The sequence below is a fragment of the Hominimerdicola alba genome (assembly GCF_900112155.1).
GTDB classification, from domain to species: Bacteria; Bacillota; Clostridia; order Oscillospirales; family Ruminococcaceae; genus Hominimerdicola; species Hominimerdicola alba_D.
Genome location: NZ_FOKQ01000041.1, coordinates 1 through 21,112 on the forward strand (window position 1 = coordinate 1; position 21,112 = coordinate 21,112).

Below are 21,112 nucleotides of genomic sequence, written 5' to 3' on the forward strand. Positions count from 1 at the left end.
AGAGCTGTTCAATCTTACGGCTTGAAAAAGAGTCGTTCATGTACCCGTAGATGAGTATCTTCATCATGATATCCTCGGGTATGGCGCCATTCCACTTGCTTACTATCGTGTATTCTTCTTTTTGATAGATCTCATCTATAACATTGCTCAATACTCTGACAGGTGAGCTTTCTTCGATGTAGATCTCATAATTCATGTTAAGACGCACTTGACAATTTCTCATTTTTGTGGTACAATCCTTTCGTTGGTTTAATGGTTTTTGCAATTATATTATACCACAAAAAGAAGAGCTTGGCACTGTGCCAGGCTCTTTTTCTTTGTTGGGGCTGCAACAGCCCGTTTGCGTTTATTTGGTCAGACAAATTTCAGCTGATCATTTTATAGTAACAGTACCGGCATATTTGATAGCGTTTGCGGTATCCCATTTGCCGTTTACTCTTGCTGCTATAGCTACCCAGTATGTCTTGCCCGGAGCTAGATTTTTGGGAGATGTGTATGTAGTGGTGGTTATGTTCTGCGCCTGAACTCTCCACTTTCCTGCCAGATAAACTGCGATGCCGTATCTGTCAGCGCCCTTAACCTTGTCCCATGAAAATTTTACCTGGTGATATTCCTTGCTGTATTCGACTTTGATGTTTGTGGGATATGTAGTTGTGTTTACGTTGACTGTTGCTTTATTGGGTGTAACAGTTATCGCGTTGCTTAGATCCATGTTCCACTGACCATTGAACATCGCAATGACAGATACTTTATAGTTCGTACCTGCTGTGAGGTTATTCAGCGTATATGATGTACCTGTTGTCTTATACAGCATCTGCCACTTTCCGTTTACCAAACCGGCAATACCGTACTTTTCTGCCCCCTCGACCTTAGTCCAGGAGAGCTTGACAGCACCGTCGCCGGGTACATAAGAAACAGTTGGATTAGGGATGACAGGCTGAACTACATTATCGAAATCCAGCCAGAGCTGAACATACTTGCTGTCGGGACCGTATGCAGGTAAGGAAGTATTCTGTGAAGCAAGCTCCCTTTCGCTGAGTGCCTTGCTGTATACACGGAATTCATAAAAGTCTGCCATGGAGGTACGTCCTGTTTCGGGGCAGGCACCCATTGTAAGGTCATACGAAGACGATGCTATTCCGGCAGTGGTGCCAGTGCTCTTTTCTGCCAGTATCTTTCCGTCGCAGTATACCTTTATGGTATCATTATCTGCATCGTAGATACCTGCCATCTGATGCTTCTTTCCGATCCATCCTGATGATGAATCAGTACCTGTTTGGTAAGAAACTGAACGCCATGCTCCGCCTGCATATACAAAGAAGTAAAGATAACCTTTTTCTGTTCTGAGTCCGAAAGAGTAATCGCCCTTGCTTGCAATCATGTTGAATTCGGGATTACCTGTGGGGACGAATTCAGCTTCTACAGTGAATGAGTGCTTGCCTTCAAGGGAACTTCCGATACTGTTGGATGAGGGTATTGAAATCGAGCCTGATACTGCATTGCCCGATGATGTGGACTTAAGTACTGAAGGAGATTTTACGGGGATAGTCAGTGCATGAGAGCTCTTGTCCTGTATGCTTACACCGTTTGAGCGGAGCTTTGCTGCGGTGTCAGACAAGGAGCTGCTGCTTGTATCTGTGGCTACGGGAATGATAGTATAGCTCCAACTGTAAGTTCTGCTTGAAGGCAGACGGTACTTTTCAAGTGTAGCCTGTCCGCAGGTAGCGCTTCCTGTACCCATTGAACCGTAGTCAATGCTGAGGACAGTCTCCTTTCTCGGTGAAAGCTTGTATACGTGGTCAGCCTTCTGGAGGTCTTCGGGATAAAAGTGGAGAGCACTTGCTTCCACTGTGCCGTTTGCAGCGATAAGAAGGCTTGACTTGTTATTCTTGTTACCCACGGATATCCACTTGACATCGGTCAGATTTCCGCAGTCATCTGCTTTGAGATAGGGGAAATACTGCTCTGAAACAGTACTCTCCCATACTCCCTGACGTCCGCCTGATTTACGGTCATTAAAGCTCTCGGTCTTATTGCCGTACCATGAGAGCTGCTCCGAACCCTCGGGAAGGGTCATCATTGAGCCCACACGGATGAAGTTTCCAAGGCCTGATTTTGTTGCATCAACATTGAAGTCGCAGTTCACACGTCCATCGGGGTAGATGGTATATACGATATCCACCTTTGTGCCGCCTGCATTGGGAAGTTCAAGGTGTGAGGTAACGGTCTTGGCTCCGTCAGCTGCATCGCCTGTTTCCATGCCTGTGACCTTTGCGCCGTACATAGCATTTCTCCATGTGCTGTCAAAGAGGTTTTTGGCACCCCAGCCTGTATCGTTTTCAACGTTGCCGCGCCAGAAATTTGGGGTAGGACCGTTTTCTATGAGAAGCGAGCCCTTGTAGGAATACATCTCAATAAGACCTGTGGACTTGTTTATCATAAAGTTAAAGTCATTATGGTCGTTGGTAGGAACGTATGCGCTGCCGATATCAACTATGGTAAGAACTGCATCGCCGCCGTCGTATTTAGCGGAGCTGCCTGCCGAATCGAGTTTTATCTGCTCATATGCCACCTCGGTACCTGACGGAAGAAGATCTGTAGACTTCTTGGTCTTTACCGATATATCAAGTATGAATTCGTCGCCTGAGAGGTAATTTGCGGGTAGCTTGAAGGGTACAGTGATAGTTCCCTTTGTCAGAGGAGCACACTGAGCGTTCTTGACAGTACCGCCATCTATAGCAGAACCGTTTTTCAGAAGCTTCCACTCAACGGTGAAATTGCTGAGATCAAGGAAGTTGTTCTCGTTGTATACTGATACTGTATTATTGGCAAGCTGACTGGCATTTGCAGAGAACCAGAAGCTTTGGTACTGATATCTTACCTCGTCAGCCTCGGGCTGAGGGGTCCTGTCAGGGCTGATGATACCGTTCTCGCAGAAGCTGTTGTCGTTAGGCTTGTCACCCCAGTCACCGCCGTAGCCGAAGAACTTACCCTTGCTTTCATCGGAGTAGAGGTTCTTATGTGCGTAGCTCTGAGAGTAGTAATCCCAGCCGCCGTTAGGAAGTGCTACCGCTCTTGACTGGTCTACCCAGTCCCAGATGAAGCCGCCAAGCATATTATCAGCGCTTCTTATATTGTCCCAGTACTCCTTGAGTGCGCCTAGGGAGTTGCCCATAGCGTGGTCGTATTCGCACATTACATAGGGCATCTTTCCTGCACCTGCGTTATAGCGGATAACGTCCGAACCGGGATACATATCACTTCCCATGTCAACACCCATACCGAAGTGCTGTCCTTCACTGTGAACGGGACGTGTAGGGTCATTTTTCTTGAAATACCATATCATATCCCTGAACATACCGCCTGCATCGCTTGGATTAGTAGTGTAGCCCATTTCGTTTCCGATGGACCATGCTACAATAGCAGGATTGTTTTTCAAACGCTCGTAGGCAGTCTCAGTTCTGTCCATAGCCAATTCGTAGAACAGAGCCTTAGAATCATTGTACTTGCCATCCTGAAGAGCGTGACATTCCATATTGGTCTCGCCCATCATGTACATACCGTACTTGTTGCACAGCCAGTAGAGATAGGAATCATTGCTGTAGTGGGATGTGCGTATGGCATTGATGTTGTATTTCTGCATGAGGCGAACGTCTTCTTCCATTGTCTTCTGAGGAACTGCCTTTCCGTAGAAGGGATCGGAATCGTGACGGTTCACGCCTTTCAGCAGAAGACGCTTGCCGTTGATAGTTATGGGTTGCCATTGTTTTGTGGTGACGTTGTATGAGCCGTCAACAGTTGTGGAAGTAAAGCCTATCTCACGGAATCCTAGCTGAGTGGAGACTTTTTCCTGTACATTTCCCCTATCGTCTTTGAGAGTTATGACAAGTGCGTATATATTAGGAGTTTCCGAAGACCAGAGTTTCGGCGCGGTTACCTTTGTATTGATGGAGTATGTGCCTGTTCTCCCTGCGCCGAGATTATACACGGATGTATTTGCGCCGCTGAGGATATTGTTTCCTGCTTCGTCAAAGGCAGCAGCTTCCAGAGTCCAGCCGCTCTTTGAATAACCTGTTAGGTTCCTTACGTCGATACTCAGCTGCAATTCGGCATTCTTATAGTAGTCGTCAAGGTCTGTGCGGACGGTATAGTCGCTTATCTGCACATCTGGAGCGCTGACAAGGAAAACATCACGGAAGATACCGCCGTCGTATATCATGTCCTGATCCTCGAACCATGTACCGTCACAGAATTTATGAACTTCAACAGCGAGTATGTTCTCGCCGTCGGTAAGGTAGTCGGTGATATCAAAACGGTGAGGGCTGAAGGTGTCCTCGCTGTAGCCCACTTCCTTGCCGTTGATGTATACGTAATAAGCGGATTCTACGCCATCAAACTGGATGTAGATACGTCTTCCGCTTCCCTTCATTGAGCTGTCGAGAGTGAACTTCTTGCGGTATAGTCCCACAGGATTGTACTTCGTAGGGGCTGACGGACAGGTTACCCAAGGGTCATAGTCGCTCTGCCACGGCTGGCTGATATTTGTATATATCGAGTGGTCAAATCCCAGAGCAGTCCAGCTTTTCGGCAGCTGAACAGACTTCCAGCCATCGCCGTTCTTTCCCGTGTAGTTAGCATTCATGAAGCCGCCCCAGCGGTATGGAGCAGCCTGATCGTCGTTCTGTACAACGTTCAGTTCCCAGTCCTCGTTTTCGCCCGTAAGCATCTGGAGATAGTCAGACTTTTCACGGTCGTTGTAGTTCCATACGGCGTTTACAGCGGAAGTGTCGTCCTGAAATGGGACGGGATTCACGGATGCCGCTTCACGGTTCACAGCGAAAACGTCCTCTGCACCAGACTGACCCGTCCATTCCTTGTGAGTGAAGGACACACCTGCCGCAGCGGCTTTCTGCGGAGAGATACCGTTCAATGACTGGGTCAGCATAAGTGCTGCCACGAAAGTTGTGATCTTTTTTCTCATATATACCTCCTTATATTTTGAACCTTTAGACGTCAGATATCAGTATATTTGCCGTCTTAGGCTCATGGTTGCATTAAATAGTTTTACCTGATCTAAAGAAACATATATAAAACCCATTATATTCCACTATTATTGTACATAAAATCAAGCGTTAATGCAACTAAAAAAATGAAGAAAAGGTGGAAATTTACATGAATTATGCACAAAATCAGTGTCAAAAGTTGAAACAATTAACTTTTGTAAAGTAATATCCTTTGGAAATTTTGGGTGATGATTAAAAGTGATAGTCCGATTTCATTTTTTACTGCATACATTTATCTCCTGTCTGATATATTTCCATGTATGCATCCCCTCAGCTGATTTCATCTATCGAATATAACCATGAACACTGTACAAGAATCGTAAAATTTTACATACAGCGCCGCTGATTTTGTTAATTATATTGACAAAGAATCGTTTTTGTGCTATAATATTTCCGATATAGTTGGAATAACTTAATGTTCCCGTATTTTGCTGAACAGACCCCAAAATTGGATATGGAGGTATACTATGATATCTAAAAAGTTTAGAATGCTGACTGCTTTTCTGGCAGTCTCAGTATTTGCTGCGGGTACAGCGGTCATACCCTCATCAGCTGTTGATCATGATGTCTCTAATCCAGCAAGGACAATAAATGTTCGTGTCAACAAGCCGTATATGCAGTATGATATCGTGAGCGATGAGCTGGAAAATGCAAACGATATCCCTCTGATAATAAGAGACAAGGACGGTAAACAGGTAGCAAGGTCAGGTATGGTCAACGACCTTACAAATAATACAAGACACGCTTATGTAACAACTATATGGGAAGATCATACCCTTGATTTTTCTACTGTAAAGACTGCAGCAGATATGTCAAGCAAAATGACCAATCACACCCTCCAAGCTATTGAACCGTATTATCTGGAAGACTATTCGGAGAACGACCCCATAGATGACCTTTATTACGTGAACTTTGAGGGTACGAAGCATATGCCTAAGTATTCTGATAATGATTATTATTTAAGTCTTGACAAAGACTACTACCGAATCAGAAGAGATACCTCGGGATTTGAGGTAGTCGATACCGTAACAGTACCCGCAAACAAAGTATTTGTCGATGTGGACAGCAAATTTGTTGATTTGAAGGATACCTATTCAAGTCTGCGGCTTTCGGGCAGGGATGAGGGTCTGACCAGCGATTACAGCAATATGTTCTATCCGATGTATATGTATGAAAATGCAGGCAAGAGAGTCACATTCAATGCAGACGCAGGCAGGCACTATGTTTATGCCGCAGGCGGAAACGGCGGCGGAGACTATCTGACGGTATACGACCACGAAACTAAGTACAACAAGATAAAGATAAAATTCCTTGACGCTTTTCCCGGTTTCTGTGATGAGAGCCTGACATGGGACAACCAGTTCTTTGAAAGAACCTATCACATCGATATGCGCGGCGACCAGTCTGTGGCATGCTTTTCGGCACTCTACCACAGCGGCGCGGCAGTATCGGCATCTATCCCTGATAAGGACGGATATATTTATATATGGTTAAAAGACGATGAGCCTAATGCCTCCATGGAATACAACTATAGCTACAACACCGGCGGCGGTGGCGGAGGATCTATGAAATATATGAAATTCCCGGAGACAGTTGATAAGATACATTCTTACTTTGAGTACCCAACAAAGAGATACTGCATATATAATCTTGCACCGGGAGAGTACACTGTCGAGATAGACCGTAACGACCTCAAAGAAGATTATAGCATATTAAACAGCAGATTCACTTTAAAGAACACACAGGATATCCAGTCTTTCGATTTCAGAATATGTTCCAAGTCTTCCATGCTCGGTGATGTGAACTTCGATGGTAAGGTTAACATTTCAGACATTATAAAAGTCGCTGCACATATTAAGGGCAAAAAGTTACTGGGAGATGATAGTTTCAAACGCGCTGACATAAACAATGACGGAAAAGTCAACATTACGGATCTCGTAAGGGTAGCAGCAGCCGTAAAGGGCAAGAAGCCACTATAATAAAAGTATCAGTGCATTGTTTATAACATCCAGATAAATATTTATCTGGATACAGATCGGCTATAATCCTATATGCAAAAAGCAGGACAGCAACCATAAAAAATTGCTGTCCTGTTTATTTTTGTGTGATAATAAAGCAGTCTGTTAAGTCTTCTGCACTTGCCGAAATTTGTTTGTACATCTTGCTTAATATGATAAAAATTTCTCCTTTTGTTTCATTCATATATCGATTCATACTAATAATACTTCGTTAAAAATTATATCATATAAATAATTTCATATCAATTTGCAGCACGAGCAAAAGCGCCATTTTACGCTATATTTTAGATATTGTACAATTCATCATGTCAATAAATGGAAGCTTTCTGATAAAGCTGCAAAATTATAGTTTTATACTATTTTTATGAGAATATATTACACTTTTTCAATAGCATATATGATATAATCTTTATAGGGCAGAAAAGGTATTGACACCTCTGCCTTATTTAAATGTCAAAAAATCACGTCGCGATATTCACTTCCGGTGGATATAATGAAGATTTTCCTGATTATCTAATTTATCATGGATTGTTTTTGTGTTTTACGAAAAGTTAATAATATATCATCATATGCCTGTTGTAAATGAATGTCATTGATGATATACTTTTTCAATGATAATTATAAAAGGATAGTATTGTGAGGTAAAAAAGAAAATGAAGGATCTGACAAAAGGCAACCCTATGCGGCTGTTGCTGATGTTTGCCATACCAATGCTGCTTGGAAGTGTATTCCAGCAGTTTTACAATCTGGCAGACACAAGAATAGTCGGACAGTATCTCGGGGACAAAGCACTGGCTGCTGTCGGGGCTACGTCTTCGGTAAATACTGTCATAATCGGATTCATGCACGGACTGACAGGCGGATTCAGTTTGTCTGCCGCACGTGCATTCGGTGCAAAAGACAACGAAAAACTGAAACAAACAGTTGCAGCAACATTAGTACTCGGAGGAGTGACCTGTATAGTGCTTACTATACTGAGCCTTGTGTTCCTCGATCCGCTTCTGCACGCTATCAATGTAAAATCCGATATATACAAAGATGCAAAAAGTTATATATCACTGATACTCGGCGGAATGGGTATAATACTCAGCTATAATGCTCAGGCTTCCATAATGCGTGCTATCGGTGACACCGTTATGCCACTGGTATTCCTTATATTCTCGGCATTTGCAAATATATTCCTTGATATACTGTTTGTCAAAGGTCTCGGATTCGGAATAAGGGGTGCTGCTGCTGCTACACTTATCACCTCGGGACTGTCAGCTGTAGCCTGCTTTATATACATGAAAAAAAAGTACCCGTTCCTTATACCCTCAGCTAAACATTTTCAATTCTCACGCGAATTTGCAAGGGAGATGTACTCTTCGGGATGCTCTATGGGTCTTATGAATTCGATGGTAGGTCTAGGCTCCCTTATCATGCAGGGCGCTATCAACGACCTGGGAACCGATACCATAAATGCTCATATTGCTGCAAGAAAGATAAGTGAAATGTGCATGATGCCTATGATGGCATTCGGCGGCGCAGCATCAAACTTCTCAGGACAGAACTACGGTGCCGGAAAATACTCAAGAGTTCGCAAGGGCTTTTTCAGCGCCACCATGCTGACCTGGATATGGAGCGTATTGGTTATCATAGCAGTATATATCGGCACACCTTTCTTCGTACAGGCAATAACAGGTCTGCACAAAGAATATATAATCAATACAGCTTGTCAGTACACTCATTTCAATATGCCGTTCTATTTCGTTCTCGGTATAATATTCGTATTCAGGCACTCGCTGCAAAGTGTCAAGATCAAACTTATGCCGACATTGTCAAGCTTTATCGAACTTGTAGGAAAGATCATCGTATCTTTCTGGCTTGCACCAAAGATAGGTTACAAGGCTATTATTATAGCTGAACCCATATCGTGGGTTTTCATGGCACCTGTGCTTATATGGGGTCTTGTAAGCTGCAAACAGCTGAAAGAACCTGATAAAAAGGAGATAGACCTAAATAATATTGTTTTAGCAAATCGATAAAAATAACCCATAGTTTCAATTCAATACAGAAACTATGGGTTATTGTATTATGTTCGCTGACAACACTGAGTGCTTTTTAAATACGATCACTACGCTCCAATCAAATAAGCCCGCGGAAGAACCCGCACTCGTCGTCATTGGCTTGTCTGGCTGCTTCGGTCTTGATATCACAGTGGAAGACGTGAAATAGTGGACTCTCCTTGGTGCCGTAGACTTTAAACTCATACTTCACGCTGTTCTTATCCAGCACAGACGTGAGCACCGCGGGGGCATCTACGAGGAAGTCGGCGTTTCCTGTGAGAATGTAAGCAGGCGGGAAAGCGGGTGTGATGTAGGAAACCGCATCAAGCATACGAAGGGCTTCGGCGTGTTCGGTGAGGTCTTCAGGAATGTAGGCTTCAAGGCTCTCGTCGTAGTCCGTGGTGGTAAACAAGCCACAGTTGAGACCTACGCCTTTGAGCTCAACGTCCGCGGGAGCAAAAAACTTTCCGAAATCCGATGCAAGTGCGGGGTTTGTGAGTATGCAGGCGTATACCGACAAGCAGAATGCGCCTGCGGAATCGCCCACCGCGAAAACATTGCTCAGATCAAAGCCGTACTTTTCCGCGTTGTCCTTCACCCACGCGAACACGGTGTTCGTGTCTTCCAGCGAAGCGGGGAAACGGTTTTCGGGGGCAAGGCGGTATGTAAAATTCACCACGGCGAAACCGCGCTGCGCCAGATCCATGCAGTAAAACTGATAGATCTCTTTGCTGCCGTACACCCAGCCGCCGCCGTGAATGCTCACGATGACAGGAAGCTTTTCGCCCTCGTGAGACTTCGGACGGTAAACATCAAGTATCTGCCACTTTTCGTCCGCACCGTAGGGGATATCATCAAAGCGTTTGATATCCTCAGGCGTTGTGAGCCCCTTGTCGCGCTCAGTGTCGGCTTTGAGACACATCTCACGGAAAATCCTTGATTTTTCGTTAACGTCTGTCATGTCAGTACCTCCTTAATATTTTTTTCTTATACAAAAATAAGGTGATCTTCTCAGCCACCCTATTAAAAAAATATATTCTAGTATTCCGGCTTCGGAACTCAGCCCCGTTCCACATCGCCATGTGAGCACGATCATCGGCGCAAGAATGTGCGGCAATTAGTGCTTTTTGAGTTTTAGCTCTTAGCACGAAGATTCAACACCAGCGAAACAGCTATACCGACTCCGAAAACTATCCGCAATATCAGATTATTTCTTATAGGGATAGTATTCGGGATATACTCTGTTCTTGTGGCAATGACAGTATTAACCATAGAGTCTTCGACTGGCTTATAAGCTATTTCCACGTTCCTGCCGACTTTATCTTTTTTTGAATCCGACGGAAAAAAGAAGTCTGTGAATGACCTTCCGTCAGATGTTTCAAATTTTATGATACACATACGGTAATCTGTTCCGCCTGCCAGCGGCTGTTCTTCAGGAACAGTACCCGCTTCGATTATGTCGGTTATCGTTCCAGTAGTTACAATATAATCATCGGGAGCCGCTTCATACTCAGTGTAATTTTCGTTTGAATCTTTTTCCGTCTGCTTACAATCTTTAGCAGCAGAAAATGCAAACAACTCACATATTACAAATATGATGAGAATGGCTGTTAGTAATACTGATTTTCTCATGTTGTCTCCTTAATATTTTCATATCTATATTTGATTATATCATATTTCTCTTGAAATTTCAAGAGAAGTGCTAAGAATAATTCATTCAATGATATTTCCGTAAAATTATTCCTGCTCCGAGTTTTGTTGTTTATTGTACCGACTGCTCCGCTTTTTTACTTTTGACAGAAGATATGTGCGGTAATTAAAGTTTTTACCGTGATTTTGAGCGTATATAGTGATTTTAATAGGATCAGTAATAATACGATCTAATTAAGTCCGAGTTTTTTGCAGATAAGTTTGCAGACTTCCTCTTTATGCGGGATATAGTAGAAATGTCCGCCGCTGAATGATACAACTTCACAGCTTTTGTCGGTATACCTTCCCCAGCCATTCATGTCGGCATTTTTCAGCATGTTGTCATCAGTGCCGTATATCGCAGTTATATCACAGCCAAACTGTACCTGCTTCGGAGTAACACAGTACTTCTCAGCCATACGCACATCATTGCAAAGGATCCTGTTAAGCTGTGCAACGAGTTCCTCATCCTGTATCACCGGTGAGGAAGTCATGCTGTTATGGTTAAAGAACTTGATTATCTCCGTATCGCTGACCTTGTCGATATCGCCGAAACAGTGAAGATCTTCATCAGGAGCATTTTTTCCTGACAGAAATATGTGGATCGGCGCGGGATAACCCTTTTCCCGTATCTGTTTTACAAATTCGGTGGCAAGGACTGTTCCCATGCTGTGACCAAATACAGCGTAATCACCTTCTGTAAGAAGTTCCGCAAGTTTTTCGTTACTGTCAAAAAGCTCACTGATACATGACTCGATATCGTGCAGCATGGGTTTGTCAGAACGGGTAAAACGTCCTGAAAGTTCCATAGTGACAACGTTAAGATCTTTTGGAAGGAAGCGTTTGAATGATGCATAACTCTTTGCTGAACCGCCTGCGTGCGGGAAAAAGAAAAGTGTCATACTATTCCTCAACAGGTGTACCCTTTTCGTTGAGCAGGTCGAAGAACTCCCCTACCCTACTGATAGATGCTACCAATGAAAGTGCAACATTCAGCTTATATGTATCTGTAATATGTGAACCAAGTCCGAACAGTCCGAGAGAATCAAGGTACAGATCATCGAAAACGTCAGTATCCCTTGTTATCTCCGCAGCGTTGATGCCAACATAGTCGGAAACTACTTGTCTGAATTCGTCCCAATCAAGATTATTCATAATTATTTATACTCCTTTTTTCTAAGATATTTAAACTGTATCTTACCGATGTCCTTTGGTATCTCTTCTACAAGTACTACTTTGTCAGGCACTTTGTATGCAGATAGTTTTCCGTCAAAATATCGTGCCAGTTCGCCTCTTGTTATCTTTTCGTCGCCCTTTGGCTGAATATAGGCAACTATTTGCTGACCGATAATCGGGTGCGGCTCATCAGTTACAGCTGCTGCGGCGATCATTGGATGAGTGAGAAGGCAGGCTTCAACTTCTTCCGCATGGACGAGGTTTCCGCCTCGTTTGATTATACGCTTGCTGCGTCCTGCAAAGCGGACTACACCACTGGGAAGCTTATTCACCAGGTCTCCTGTGCAGAACCATCTTCTGCCCTGCTGATCGGTCAGTATCTTTTCAGCAGACAGTTCTGGATTTCCGAAATACTCAGTGATAACACCGTCGGTATATACACACAGTTCGCCTGTTTCGCCTTCAGCGACGTCATTCTTGTTTGCGTCAATAACACGGTAGTCGGTGAAGTAAAGTTTCTTGAAATCACTTGGGTCAGTGTCACCGTCCTTGGCAGAATCCCATACGACCATAGTACAGGTCTCTGAAGAACCGATTATATTTATTACACGGATATTCAGTTTTTTTACAAATGTATCAGCGATCTCCTTTGGAAGAACTTCGCCTGCAAAGTAGCATATGCGAACAGATGAAAGATCGTACTTTTCAAAATCTGGAGTTGAAAGCAGCACCTTAGCCAATGTGGAAGTGAGCTGAATGATATTGACCTTATATTTCTGAACAGTTTCCAGGAAAGAGATTGGATTGAACTGAGGCTGATACATTACAGTTCCGCCCTTGAGTGCCATTTGCAGACCCATTCCGAATCCTCCCTGATGATAGAGGGTCATGCCAAGCATCATAACGTCATCGGACTTGAATTCCAGATAATCGCCCATATCTTTCTGAGTGGATAGAAATCCGCCTGAAGGTACGGCAAGTATCTTTGGATTGCCTGTGCTTCCGGAAGTGCAGGCAAGAGACATGGTGTGAAGGTACTCAGGCTGATATATATCGCAGTCAGCCTCACCGAATTCCGCGGCGAACTTATCGGCGCTTATGTAGCACTCATTTTTCGGGACCGCGCTCTCAGGTGCAAAGCATATGACCTCTGAAATTCGGAACTCACTCGGAATGATCTGCTCCACTGCATTGATTATATGATTGGTTCTGTATTTTTCAGACACGAACAGCACTTTGACTGTTGTGGACGGGATAAGCCTGGAAAGCTCCAGCGAACCGCTCTGAGGATCTATCGGAACGGGCTGAGCGCCTATCCTTACAGCTGACCAGAATGCGATATACCATTCAATGCTGTTAGGCATTACCAGACCTACCTTATCATCAACACCAATGCCCAGCTTTTTAAGTGCTGAACCGAAAACGGCAGTTTTCTCCATAAACTGTCTGTATGTCAGTGTATTCTCATCTATTCTCAGAAGTACCTTGTCGGGTGTCTCCTGAGCGTATTTGCTGTAGTAATCAAAGAAATTCTTGCTCATTTAGTCTCTCCTGTAAGTCTTTGCGCTATGAAATCAGCGGTGATATGCTTTACCCAATGGAACTGCTCACCGACAGGCATTGCGTGCATGATAGTTTCCTCGGAAACATAAGCAGGTCTTTCGGTAACTTCAAGCCGTTCCTTGTAACCTGTAGCCTTACTGTATAGGATATCATTTGCCTCGTGGGTCATCCAGTTATCGTAGTCACTGTGAACAAGGAAGAAATCTGAGCTGAGAGTGCCCTCTGAGAGAACGTTCATTGTTTCCATATAATCATCATTTGTCTGATAAGAAGTCCACTTGCCTTTCTTCATCCATATCGGAACGGAATCAAGCTTGCAATAGCATATCATTAGCGGAAACAATGCTACACAGCATTTAACGTCTGGATTCTTGGCAGTTGCTCTGATAGCGTAACCACCGCCCATGCACAGACCGAAGTTAGCAATACGGCTGCTATCCAGTTCACTGCGATTTTCAATGAACTTGTATATCCCATCGAAAGCCGCTTCAAGTTCATCTCCGCCGCACTTCACATTATTCCAGATAACAGCGCCGCCTGTACCGGGCATATCAGGGGTGATGACCGCAACGCCGCGTTCATTCAGGGGCATTGCCAGCATATCCAGCTCCTCCTTGCAGCTTCCGATGCCGGAGTATGTAATTGCGATGGGATAGCTTTCCTTGCTGCCGTCGTCGGGATAATGGATATAAGCAGGAAGCTTTCCGAAAGCAGTATCTATCTCAACGTACTCTATCTTGTTATCGCAAAGTTCGGTGTATTTTCTGTAACTTTCGGCAAGGTTATTATATATGGAGACCTTCTGCTCTAAGTCCTGGATATTTACCATATAGCATGCATACCAGCACTGAGCCACCATTTTAGCGTATGCTCTAGCCGAGATCCTGTTTCCCTTAGCCTCATTCTGATCACGGAGTTCTGCGTAGTGAGTGATCTTCTTTTCCCATTCACCAAGCCATACAGCCTGTATTTTCTTTCCGCTCATTACATCTATCTCGTCCACTCTTTTCAGAACGTACTCAGTGTCAAAGGGGTCACTTCCATAAAGCATTGATCTTGTGACCACAGGGTTAAGAAGTTCTCTGATAGACCACTTCATATTGTCATCCCTTTCTTATTCTGTATAGCGCCAAGCGCTCTGCCGATCCATTTCAGTAAACTGCATATATATACGGTAAGGATCGACCTTTGTATGTTTCTGTATCACTGCCAGCATAGTATCAGCAAATTGTTTCAGGAATCCGCTCTTATTATCTGTGAATTCCCGTGGCATAACGTAGCGGAATTCCGAGAAAACTACTGTATCTTCAGATCTGTTCATGCACATAGGGCAGTCGTCCAGCATGACCATTACAGCAGGAAGAGGCTTTTTCAGAAGCTTTGCCATTTCCTCAGCAACATCATTAAGGAATTCCTTTTTAGAAACATCATTCATTTTTAAATTGGTTTTCATCTGTGCAATAGGCATTTATATACAGTCCTCTCTCAGTTGAATTTTCTGAAAACGAGTGTCGCATCATGACCGCCAAATCCGAATGCATTTGATACGGCAACGTTGATATCCTTTTTAAGTGCGGTATTGGGTATGTAGTTCAGGTCAAGCTGCGGATCGGGTTCATCGAAATGAACTGTAGGGGGAAGTACACCTTCCTCGATAGCCTTGACGCAGGCGATACCCTCAAGTACTCCGCAGCCGGCGAGTGTATGACCGATAGCAGCTTTTATGGAAGAAACAGGGATATCATAAGCTTTTTCGCCAAAGACCTGCTTTATCGCCATAGTTTCATAAAGATCATTGAGAGTAGTGGAAGTGCCGTGGGCATTGATGTACCCAACTTCATCAGGAGCGATACCTGCATCTTCAAGAGCGCATCTCATGGAGTACGCCATACCCGCACCGTCTGCCTGAGGAGCAGTAAGGCTGCTTGCCTCACAGCTTATAGAAGCACCTGCAAGTTCGCAGTATACCTTAGCTTCTCTTGACCTGGCGTGTTCCTCAGATTCCAGAACTATCGTGCCTCCGCCCTCTCCCATGATGAAGCCGTCACGGTTTTTAGTGAAAGGCCGACTCGCCTTATCAGGGTCAGGATTAACGGACATTGCAAGAAGCTGGTTGAATCCCTCAAGCACTGCGTCATTGACCACATAGGAAAGTCCGCCGACTATAATCATATCGCAGAGCCCTGATTGGATAAGGTGCTTACCGAGAGCTAGCGCATATCCTGATGAGGCGCAGGCAGTACTCATATTGAAGGATGGTCCTGTGATATTGTGCTTGATCGCTATCATAGCCGGTATCTCACTCTGCATACGCTTCAGAGTTATGTGTGACTTATTCTCTTGCTCAACGCCCTCGTAGGTATTATCTGCAAGGCCGAAGATAATGCCTATCTTTGAACGATCAAGGGCAGCGAAATCAGCACCGCAGTCCTCAATAGCTTCGCCCGCGGAGGCAAGTCCCATTCTTACTGCTTTGGTAGTTGCGCTGAGCATACGTTTTTTCCAGTACTTTGAAGCTACCTCCTCAAATGAGTCATCAACTTCGGCTGCAACTGTTGTATCATGGTTTTCTGCTGGTACACGGGTGATAGTCCGCATACCGCTTTTACCTTCGATCAGCGCATTCCAGTAATCCCGGACATTGTTTCCAAGTGCTGTTACAGCGCCAAGACCTGTTATAACTACTTTTTTCATTCCACTACACCTCTTTCATTGCTCTCCCCTGTGGGATCACGAATAATATTTTTCCAATAGATCCGAATCATATCTGTAAGATTCAAAACCTGTCTTCTCATAAAGTTTATCCAGTGCAGATACAAGCTTTTCCGCACCGTATTTTCTGTACATATCAGGCAGAGTATCGGCTGTGCCGAGAGTGCTGCTTACCGCTTCGAGTAGAAGATCGGGTCTGATCCCTGATTCTTCAAGTGCGAAAGAAGTTTCAGCAAGGATAAATGCAGCCATATAGATCGGTGCATCATCGCAGATTCCGACACTTCCCTGCTCCTGACTGCTGATAAAGCCAAGGAAACTCCGTGAACTATCAGGGCACCCCTGACTGAGCCAGTATTTCATCTTATCACAGCCGTATCCGAGAAGCTGCTTATTGCGCTCCAAGCGTAAATTTCTCTGATTTTCAGCCATAAGTCCAAGTCCGACGCTGTCGAGTATATCAAATACACCTGCTAAGGCGTACATATTTTTCAATGAATCCGAAAGTGCCTGAACGGAAGTATGAAAATATTCACAAAGATATATGCCGTGGGAAACCATTGCGGAAAGGATCTGATTAAGGTACACATGATAATCCCCGTTAAATCGGATACACCTGCGTCCGCAGTCATTCACAAGGCTTTCGGCAAACTGCATCGCTTCATCTGAAGTATTATCCAAAAGGTTAAGCTCCACAAATTCCGACAGCTTGACAGGGTAGAAAAAGTGCATACCCATGCATCGCTGCGGGTTTGAAACACCCTCGAATACCTTTTCTATGTTCAGCGAGGAAGTGTTAGTCATAAGCTTGCAATTATCCGAAACTATGTCTGCTATATTCCTGAAAAGCAGATTCTTTGCTTCAAGGTTCTCCGTGATAGTCTCGATCACCGCATCACAGCCAACAAGGTCAGACGGATCACAAGTGAACCTGAATGCCGACTTTTTAGCTTCATACTCCTCCTGAGTCAGCTTCTTACGCCGAAGTTGTTTATCAAGGGTCTTTACTACATCGGCAGTATATTCTTCTGCACCGGAACGGACAAGTATCGTAAATCCAGCATTCTTCAGGTTATCGAAGAAAAAGGAGAAGATGTCTTTTCCCATTTTTCCGAATCCTGCAATTGCGATATTCATGTCATTCCCCCTTGTTCTTGTAAAGTGTAATATATCTGCGGTAGTCCGCAGGTGAGAATTCACCGCAGTCCTCCGAGATAAAGTCAATAAGCGAATAAGCCTCGGCAAGGCCTTGTTTTTTATCGGTGAGGATATCTCCCCAGCCTAGCTCACAAGCCTCCTCAGATTGAAAAAGTCTGCCTGTCATAACAAGCTCATAGGCGTTCTTCATACCGCAAAGTTCGATAGTCCTGGCTATTCCGCCAAGTCCCGGAAGTATGCCGAATGTAGACTCAGGCTGACCGATCCTTGCGCCTTTCTCAACGACCCTGTAATGGCAGTTCAGAGCGATCTCGCTGCCTGAGCCTATGCAGAATCCTGAAACTACGCTTACTACAGGGAATGGCAGATCACGCAGAAATGTGAAATGACGCTTTTGTGTAACGTGGCTTTCCGGCAGTTTTCCCGTATCAACGTCGTATAAATCCTTAGAAGTGCGCTCTTTAAGTGCATCAACATCAGCGCCGACGCAAAAATGTCTTCCGCCGCCGTGAATTATCATACCTCTGATACTGCCACCCTCGGCTATCACCTGAACATTCTCCATAACAGCCTCAAATTCATCATGGAACTTAGTGGTCATAAGGTTGTTTTTTGGCGCATCCATCACAACGGATAGTATCCCGTTTTCGTTATTTAGCAGGATATCACTCATCATGCTCACCCCCTGCCGATATGTTTTATAAGTCGGTAAAATGCCCTTGATTCAGCATCAAGAATATCATTTATTCTGCCGTTTCTCGCGGTTACAAAGCAGCTTGTTATTTCCCTGATCTGAAATGCAGTCTTGTCCTTGAACAGGTTTTCCGCATATTCACAGGCTTTTTCGGCAGGTATCACAATGTCGAAAAACTTTGCGATATCTGCATATGGTTCATCAGATGCAAGCGCTGTGATATACGGCAGATCATAGAAGAAACTGACCACTTCTGCTTCGTCACCTGCCCGCATACTGCCATTATCATGTACAATGAGCAGGCACGGCTCGCCGAGGTCTGCACTGGTAAGTTCTGAAAGCATATCTACTTTGCTTACTTCTGTATATAATTCATTTTTTATGATCTTCATCTGTCTCACGCCCTAATATTTCCCGTACCTCATCAGGGATACTGTGTATAACTCTCTCATGGTTTACGAAAACTATCTTACCCTTTATTTTGCAGGATAGAACATCGGTAGTGTTGTTAATGATCTTGTGTTTGCAGATAATCATATCGCCATCAGAAGTGAACTCGGACTCGATTCGCACCTCATCCAGCAGTTTAAGTTCGTGCATATACCTCTGTGAACACTCCATAAGCACGGGGAATATATTTCTATCAAGAGTGTACTCCAAAAGTCCGTTTATTTTGAAGAAGTTCCAGAGTGCAGCTTCAGCGTACTGCAAGTAAACTGCGTTGTTCACATGACCGAACGAGTCGAGTTCATAACCCCTGACTGTCAGTTTGTACACACATTTGCTCATTTTCCGAAAGCCTCCCCCAGTGTCGATTCAAATGCTCCGAATGAGGGGTCAGAATGACCGTCAACAGCACGGTTCAAAGTATTTATCACAGCATTTATCTGGGTGAGACTCACTGACGAAACTATATCCTCAGCAAATTTCAGTGCCTCCGTAAGAGCGTCCTTTTCCTCGGTAACTTTTGTGACAAGTCCCATAGAGAGCGCCCTATCAGCGGAGAGCATTTCGCCCTGAAGGATCATTTGCAGAGCCTTTTCCCTGCCTACGATCCGTGAAAGCCTTTCCATTCCACCCATACCCGGTACTACTCCGTGAATGACCTCGGTAAGTCCAAGACGTGCTTTAGATGAAGCTATGCGAAACTGACAGCTCATAGCTATTTCAAGCCCTCCGCCGAAGCAGCCTCCGTTAACGGCAGCCACAGTTACTATCGGCAGATGCTCGATAGTATCCAGCAGTTTCCTCCCCTTTTTAAGCTTATCGGAAATACTGCTTACATTGGCCGCATCAAACAACGACACATCAGCACCGTGGGAAAAATGCCTGCCCTTTCCCGTGATGACCAGTGCCTTAGTCTGCGGATTATCTTCCAGCCACGCAAGAAGCTTCTCACGCTCAATGAATTCGGGCTCTGATATAAGGTTCTTCGCACCGTTCTCAATGGTGAGTAATGCTATGCTGCCTTCGGAATGGATCTCTGATAAAACTGAATTCACCGCTTATCCTCTTACTGTTCAACTATATCGTTTCCGTACTGATATACCTTACAAAACATATCTATAACATCATTCATGGTATTCATTGGTGTTTTCAGCATATATTTGCCGATGCTCTGAAGCTTGATGTCCATATCGAACTTATCAGCGGTCATTTCGATAAGCTCTACCAGCATCAGTGAATCGCTCTCCAGATCATCCTGAAGACTGGTATTTTCATTGATGGAAGCCTTATCTACTTCGCACTCCTCTGCATAATAATCAAATATCATATCCTTGATCTCAACTTTGATCTCGTTTGTAATTTCTCTCATTATGTTAACCTCCAATAAATGAATTTTTGCTGTTAGGTACAGCTTTCGGCTTTCAGAGCTATCTGCTTGAAAACTGAAAGTCACACCCGGCAGCTTTTGTAATGTTACATTGATAAATATTTAACGAACATGGATATAATTAAAAGCAAACTAGGTTCTGATCAAGAACAAATGTCATCGAAAGTGTACATTTTACACTTTCTGCCCACTCTTGAAAATTTACTGAGCGAGCCGTTTGCACTTATATCGAAAAACTCCGTTGCTCCAAGCTTTTCCAGTTCTTTAAGCGCAAGATCCCAACGCATCTGAGTGTACACATTAAGCTGGTTTTCACGGGCGACCTGTTCAGCATTACTGAGAACAGAAAGATCGAAAACAGACATCATCGGGTACTCAGGATCATTGTATTTAAGGTCATTGCAATAAGCTATGTATTCCATCGAGTACTTCTTCATTATGGAATGATGGAAAGCAGTGCCTGTATTCAATCGGAAAGCTTTCAGCGCTCCTTCATTGGTGCAAAGTTCGATAGCTTTTTCCACTGCGCTTGATTTACCGCTTATCATAGCGTGGAATGTGGAGTTGCCACTGCCTATGACCAGTTCATCCGTTGAGAACTCCTTGCTGAGCAGTTCTGATAGATCATCATAGGAGAATCCCACGATTATACCAGTATCAAGTTCTTCATGAGCATCATCCAGCGCGATCAGCATAGACCGATGAGACTTTACGATATCCCATGCAGCCTCGTGAGGTATCGCTTTAAAACAGGCACTTGCGCTTACGATGCCTGAACTGTAGCCGATGCCGATATCAGGAGTTATGCCTTTGCTGATGCAGTACTCATATATCACCCTGTCGCAAATGAACGGCACAAGCCACTGCGCGATCTTCGAGTCGTAGCCCTGATTCTTTTCGATATCCTTATTCAGTCCCAGCTTTGTACAAGCAGTCTCGTAATAGAATGAATATTTATCCATAAGCTCAGGTGTAAGTTTTGCTAGTAACTTTTCATAACTTGGTCCGATACCGTTAAACATAAATACTTTTTTAAACATTTGTTAGTCTCCAGATCATTATAAAATTGATTTGATTTGCGTAACTCACTCATGATATAATCAGAACAAGTTTGCTTTATGCTCAATTAAATATATTGCTACATTTACATTAATTTATAC

General features: G+C 44.1%; 18 protein-coding genes and 1 pseudogene. 2 read left to right on the forward strand and 17 right to left on the reverse strand.

Annotated features, from left to right (window positions below; translation table 11 throughout):
• Together BM265_RS16240 and BM265_RS16245 are read right to left on the reverse strand one after the other, a co-directional pair.
• Positions 1-196, reverse strand: a pseudogene (locus BM265_RS16240) (hypothetical protein); the annotation flags it as partial.
• Positions 197-373: 177 nt separating this feature from the next.
• A complete protein-coding gene (locus BM265_RS16245; protein WP_074963042.1) occupies positions 374-4,981 on the reverse strand; it encodes a glycoside hydrolase family 2 TIM barrel-domain containing protein in 4,608 nt (1,535 codons plus the stop codon).
• 549 nt (positions 4,982-5,530) lie between these two features.
• On the opposite strand from BM265_RS16245, the gene BM265_RS16250 reads away from it, so the two are divergent.
• Entirely contained in the window at positions 5,531-7,042 is a 1,512-nt protein-coding gene (locus tag BM265_RS16250) for a dockerin type I repeat-containing protein (RefSeq protein ID WP_074963043.1), read from the forward strand.
• Between the two features lie 692 nt (positions 7,043-7,734).
• Complete coding sequence (locus BM265_RS16255; protein ID WP_074963044.1) at positions 7,735-9,105, forward strand: MATE family efflux transporter; 1,371 nt, start codon at positions 7,735-7,737, stop codon at positions 9,103-9,105.
• 100 nt (positions 9,106-9,205) lie between these two features.
• Here BM265_RS16255 and BM265_RS16260 read toward each other — a convergent pair whose 3' ends face one another.
• The 15 genes from BM265_RS16260 to BM265_RS16335 all read right to left on the reverse strand — a co-directional run bounded on the left by BM265_RS16260 (position 9,206) and on the right by BM265_RS16335 (position 20,992).
• Positions 9,206-10,087 carry an alpha/beta hydrolase gene (locus BM265_RS16260; RefSeq protein WP_074963045.1) on the reverse strand — a complete coding sequence of 294 codons (882 nt, stop codon included), beginning with the start codon at positions 10,085-10,087 and terminating at the stop codon, positions 9,206-9,208.
• 173 nt (positions 10,088-10,260) lie between these two features.
• Positions 10,261-10,758, reverse strand: coding sequence for a hypothetical protein (locus tag BM265_RS16270; protein ID WP_074963047.1), 498 nt, complete (start codon positions 10,756-10,758; stop codon positions 10,261-10,263).
• A gap of 248 nt (positions 10,759-11,006) precedes the next feature.
• Entirely contained in the window at positions 11,007-11,717 is a 711-nt protein-coding gene (locus BM265_RS16275) for a thioesterase II family protein (RefSeq protein ID WP_074963048.1), read from the reverse strand.
• Between the two features lies 1 nt (position 11,718).
• Positions 11,719-11,970 carry an acyl carrier protein gene (locus BM265_RS16280; RefSeq protein ID WP_074963049.1) on the reverse strand — a complete coding sequence of 84 codons (252 nt, stop codon included), beginning with the start codon at positions 11,968-11,970 and terminating at the stop codon, positions 11,719-11,721.
• Between the two features lie 2 nt (positions 11,971-11,972).
• Positions 11,973-13,532, reverse strand: coding sequence for a class I adenylate-forming enzyme family protein (locus tag BM265_RS16285; RefSeq protein ID WP_074963050.1), 1,560 nt, complete (start codon positions 13,530-13,532; stop codon positions 11,973-11,975).
• Positions 13,529-14,653: an alpha/beta hydrolase gene (locus tag BM265_RS16290; RefSeq protein ID WP_074963051.1), complete on the reverse strand. Its 1,125-nt coding sequence runs from the start codon at positions 14,651-14,653 to the stop codon at positions 13,529-13,531. The genes BM265_RS16285 and BM265_RS16290 overlap by 4 nt, the downstream gene beginning before the upstream one ends.
• 15 nt (positions 14,654-14,668) lie before the next feature.
• The gene (locus BM265_RS16295; RefSeq protein ID WP_242940878.1) at positions 14,669-15,007 is read right to left on the reverse strand and encodes a phenylpyruvate tautomerase MIF-related protein; all 339 of its coding nucleotides are present in this window, start codon (positions 15,005-15,007) and stop codon (positions 14,669-14,671) included.
• A gap of 32 nt (positions 15,008-15,039) precedes the next feature.
• Entirely contained in the window at positions 15,040-16,248 is a 1,209-nt protein-coding gene (locus BM265_RS16300; RefSeq protein WP_074963053.1) for a beta-ketoacyl-[acyl-carrier-protein] synthase family protein, read from the reverse strand.
• A gap of 36 nt (positions 16,249-16,284) precedes the next feature.
• Positions 16,285-17,403, reverse strand: a complete 1,119-nt coding sequence (locus BM265_RS16305) for a 3-hydroxyacyl-CoA dehydrogenase family protein (RefSeq protein WP_074963054.1) — start codon at positions 17,401-17,403, stop codon at positions 16,285-16,287.
• 1 nt (position 17,404) lies between these two features.
• The gene (locus tag BM265_RS16310; RefSeq protein WP_074963065.1) at positions 17,405-18,097 is read right to left on the reverse strand and encodes an enoyl-CoA hydratase/isomerase family protein; all 693 of its coding nucleotides are present in this window, start codon (positions 18,095-18,097) and stop codon (positions 17,405-17,407) included.
• Positions 18,098-18,102: 5 nt separating this feature from the next.
• Positions 18,103-18,510 (reverse strand): hypothetical protein, encoded by a 408-nt coding sequence (locus BM265_RS16315; RefSeq protein WP_074963055.1) that lies wholly within the window; start codon positions 18,508-18,510, stop codon positions 18,103-18,105.
• Positions 18,491-18,907: an acyl-CoA thioesterase gene (locus BM265_RS16320; RefSeq protein WP_074963056.1), complete on the reverse strand. Its 417-nt coding sequence runs from the start codon at positions 18,905-18,907 to the stop codon at positions 18,491-18,493. Before BM265_RS16320 ends, BM265_RS16315 begins: the two co-directional genes overlap by 20 nt.
• Complete coding sequence (locus BM265_RS16325; protein ID WP_074963057.1) at positions 18,904-19,620, reverse strand: enoyl-CoA hydratase/isomerase family protein; 717 nt, start codon at positions 19,618-19,620, stop codon at positions 18,904-18,906. The genes BM265_RS16320 and BM265_RS16325 overlap by 4 nt, the downstream gene beginning before the upstream one ends.
• An 11-nt stretch (positions 19,621-19,631) precedes the next feature.
• Positions 19,632-19,934 (reverse strand): acyl carrier protein, encoded by a 303-nt coding sequence (locus BM265_RS16330; protein WP_074963058.1) that lies wholly within the window; start codon positions 19,932-19,934, stop codon positions 19,632-19,634.
• Between the two features lie 161 nt (positions 19,935-20,095).
• Positions 20,096-20,992 (reverse strand): ACP S-malonyltransferase, encoded by an 897-nt coding sequence (locus BM265_RS16335; RefSeq protein WP_074963059.1) that lies wholly within the window; start codon positions 20,990-20,992, stop codon positions 20,096-20,098.
• Positions 20,993-21,112 lie beyond the last annotated feature (120 nt).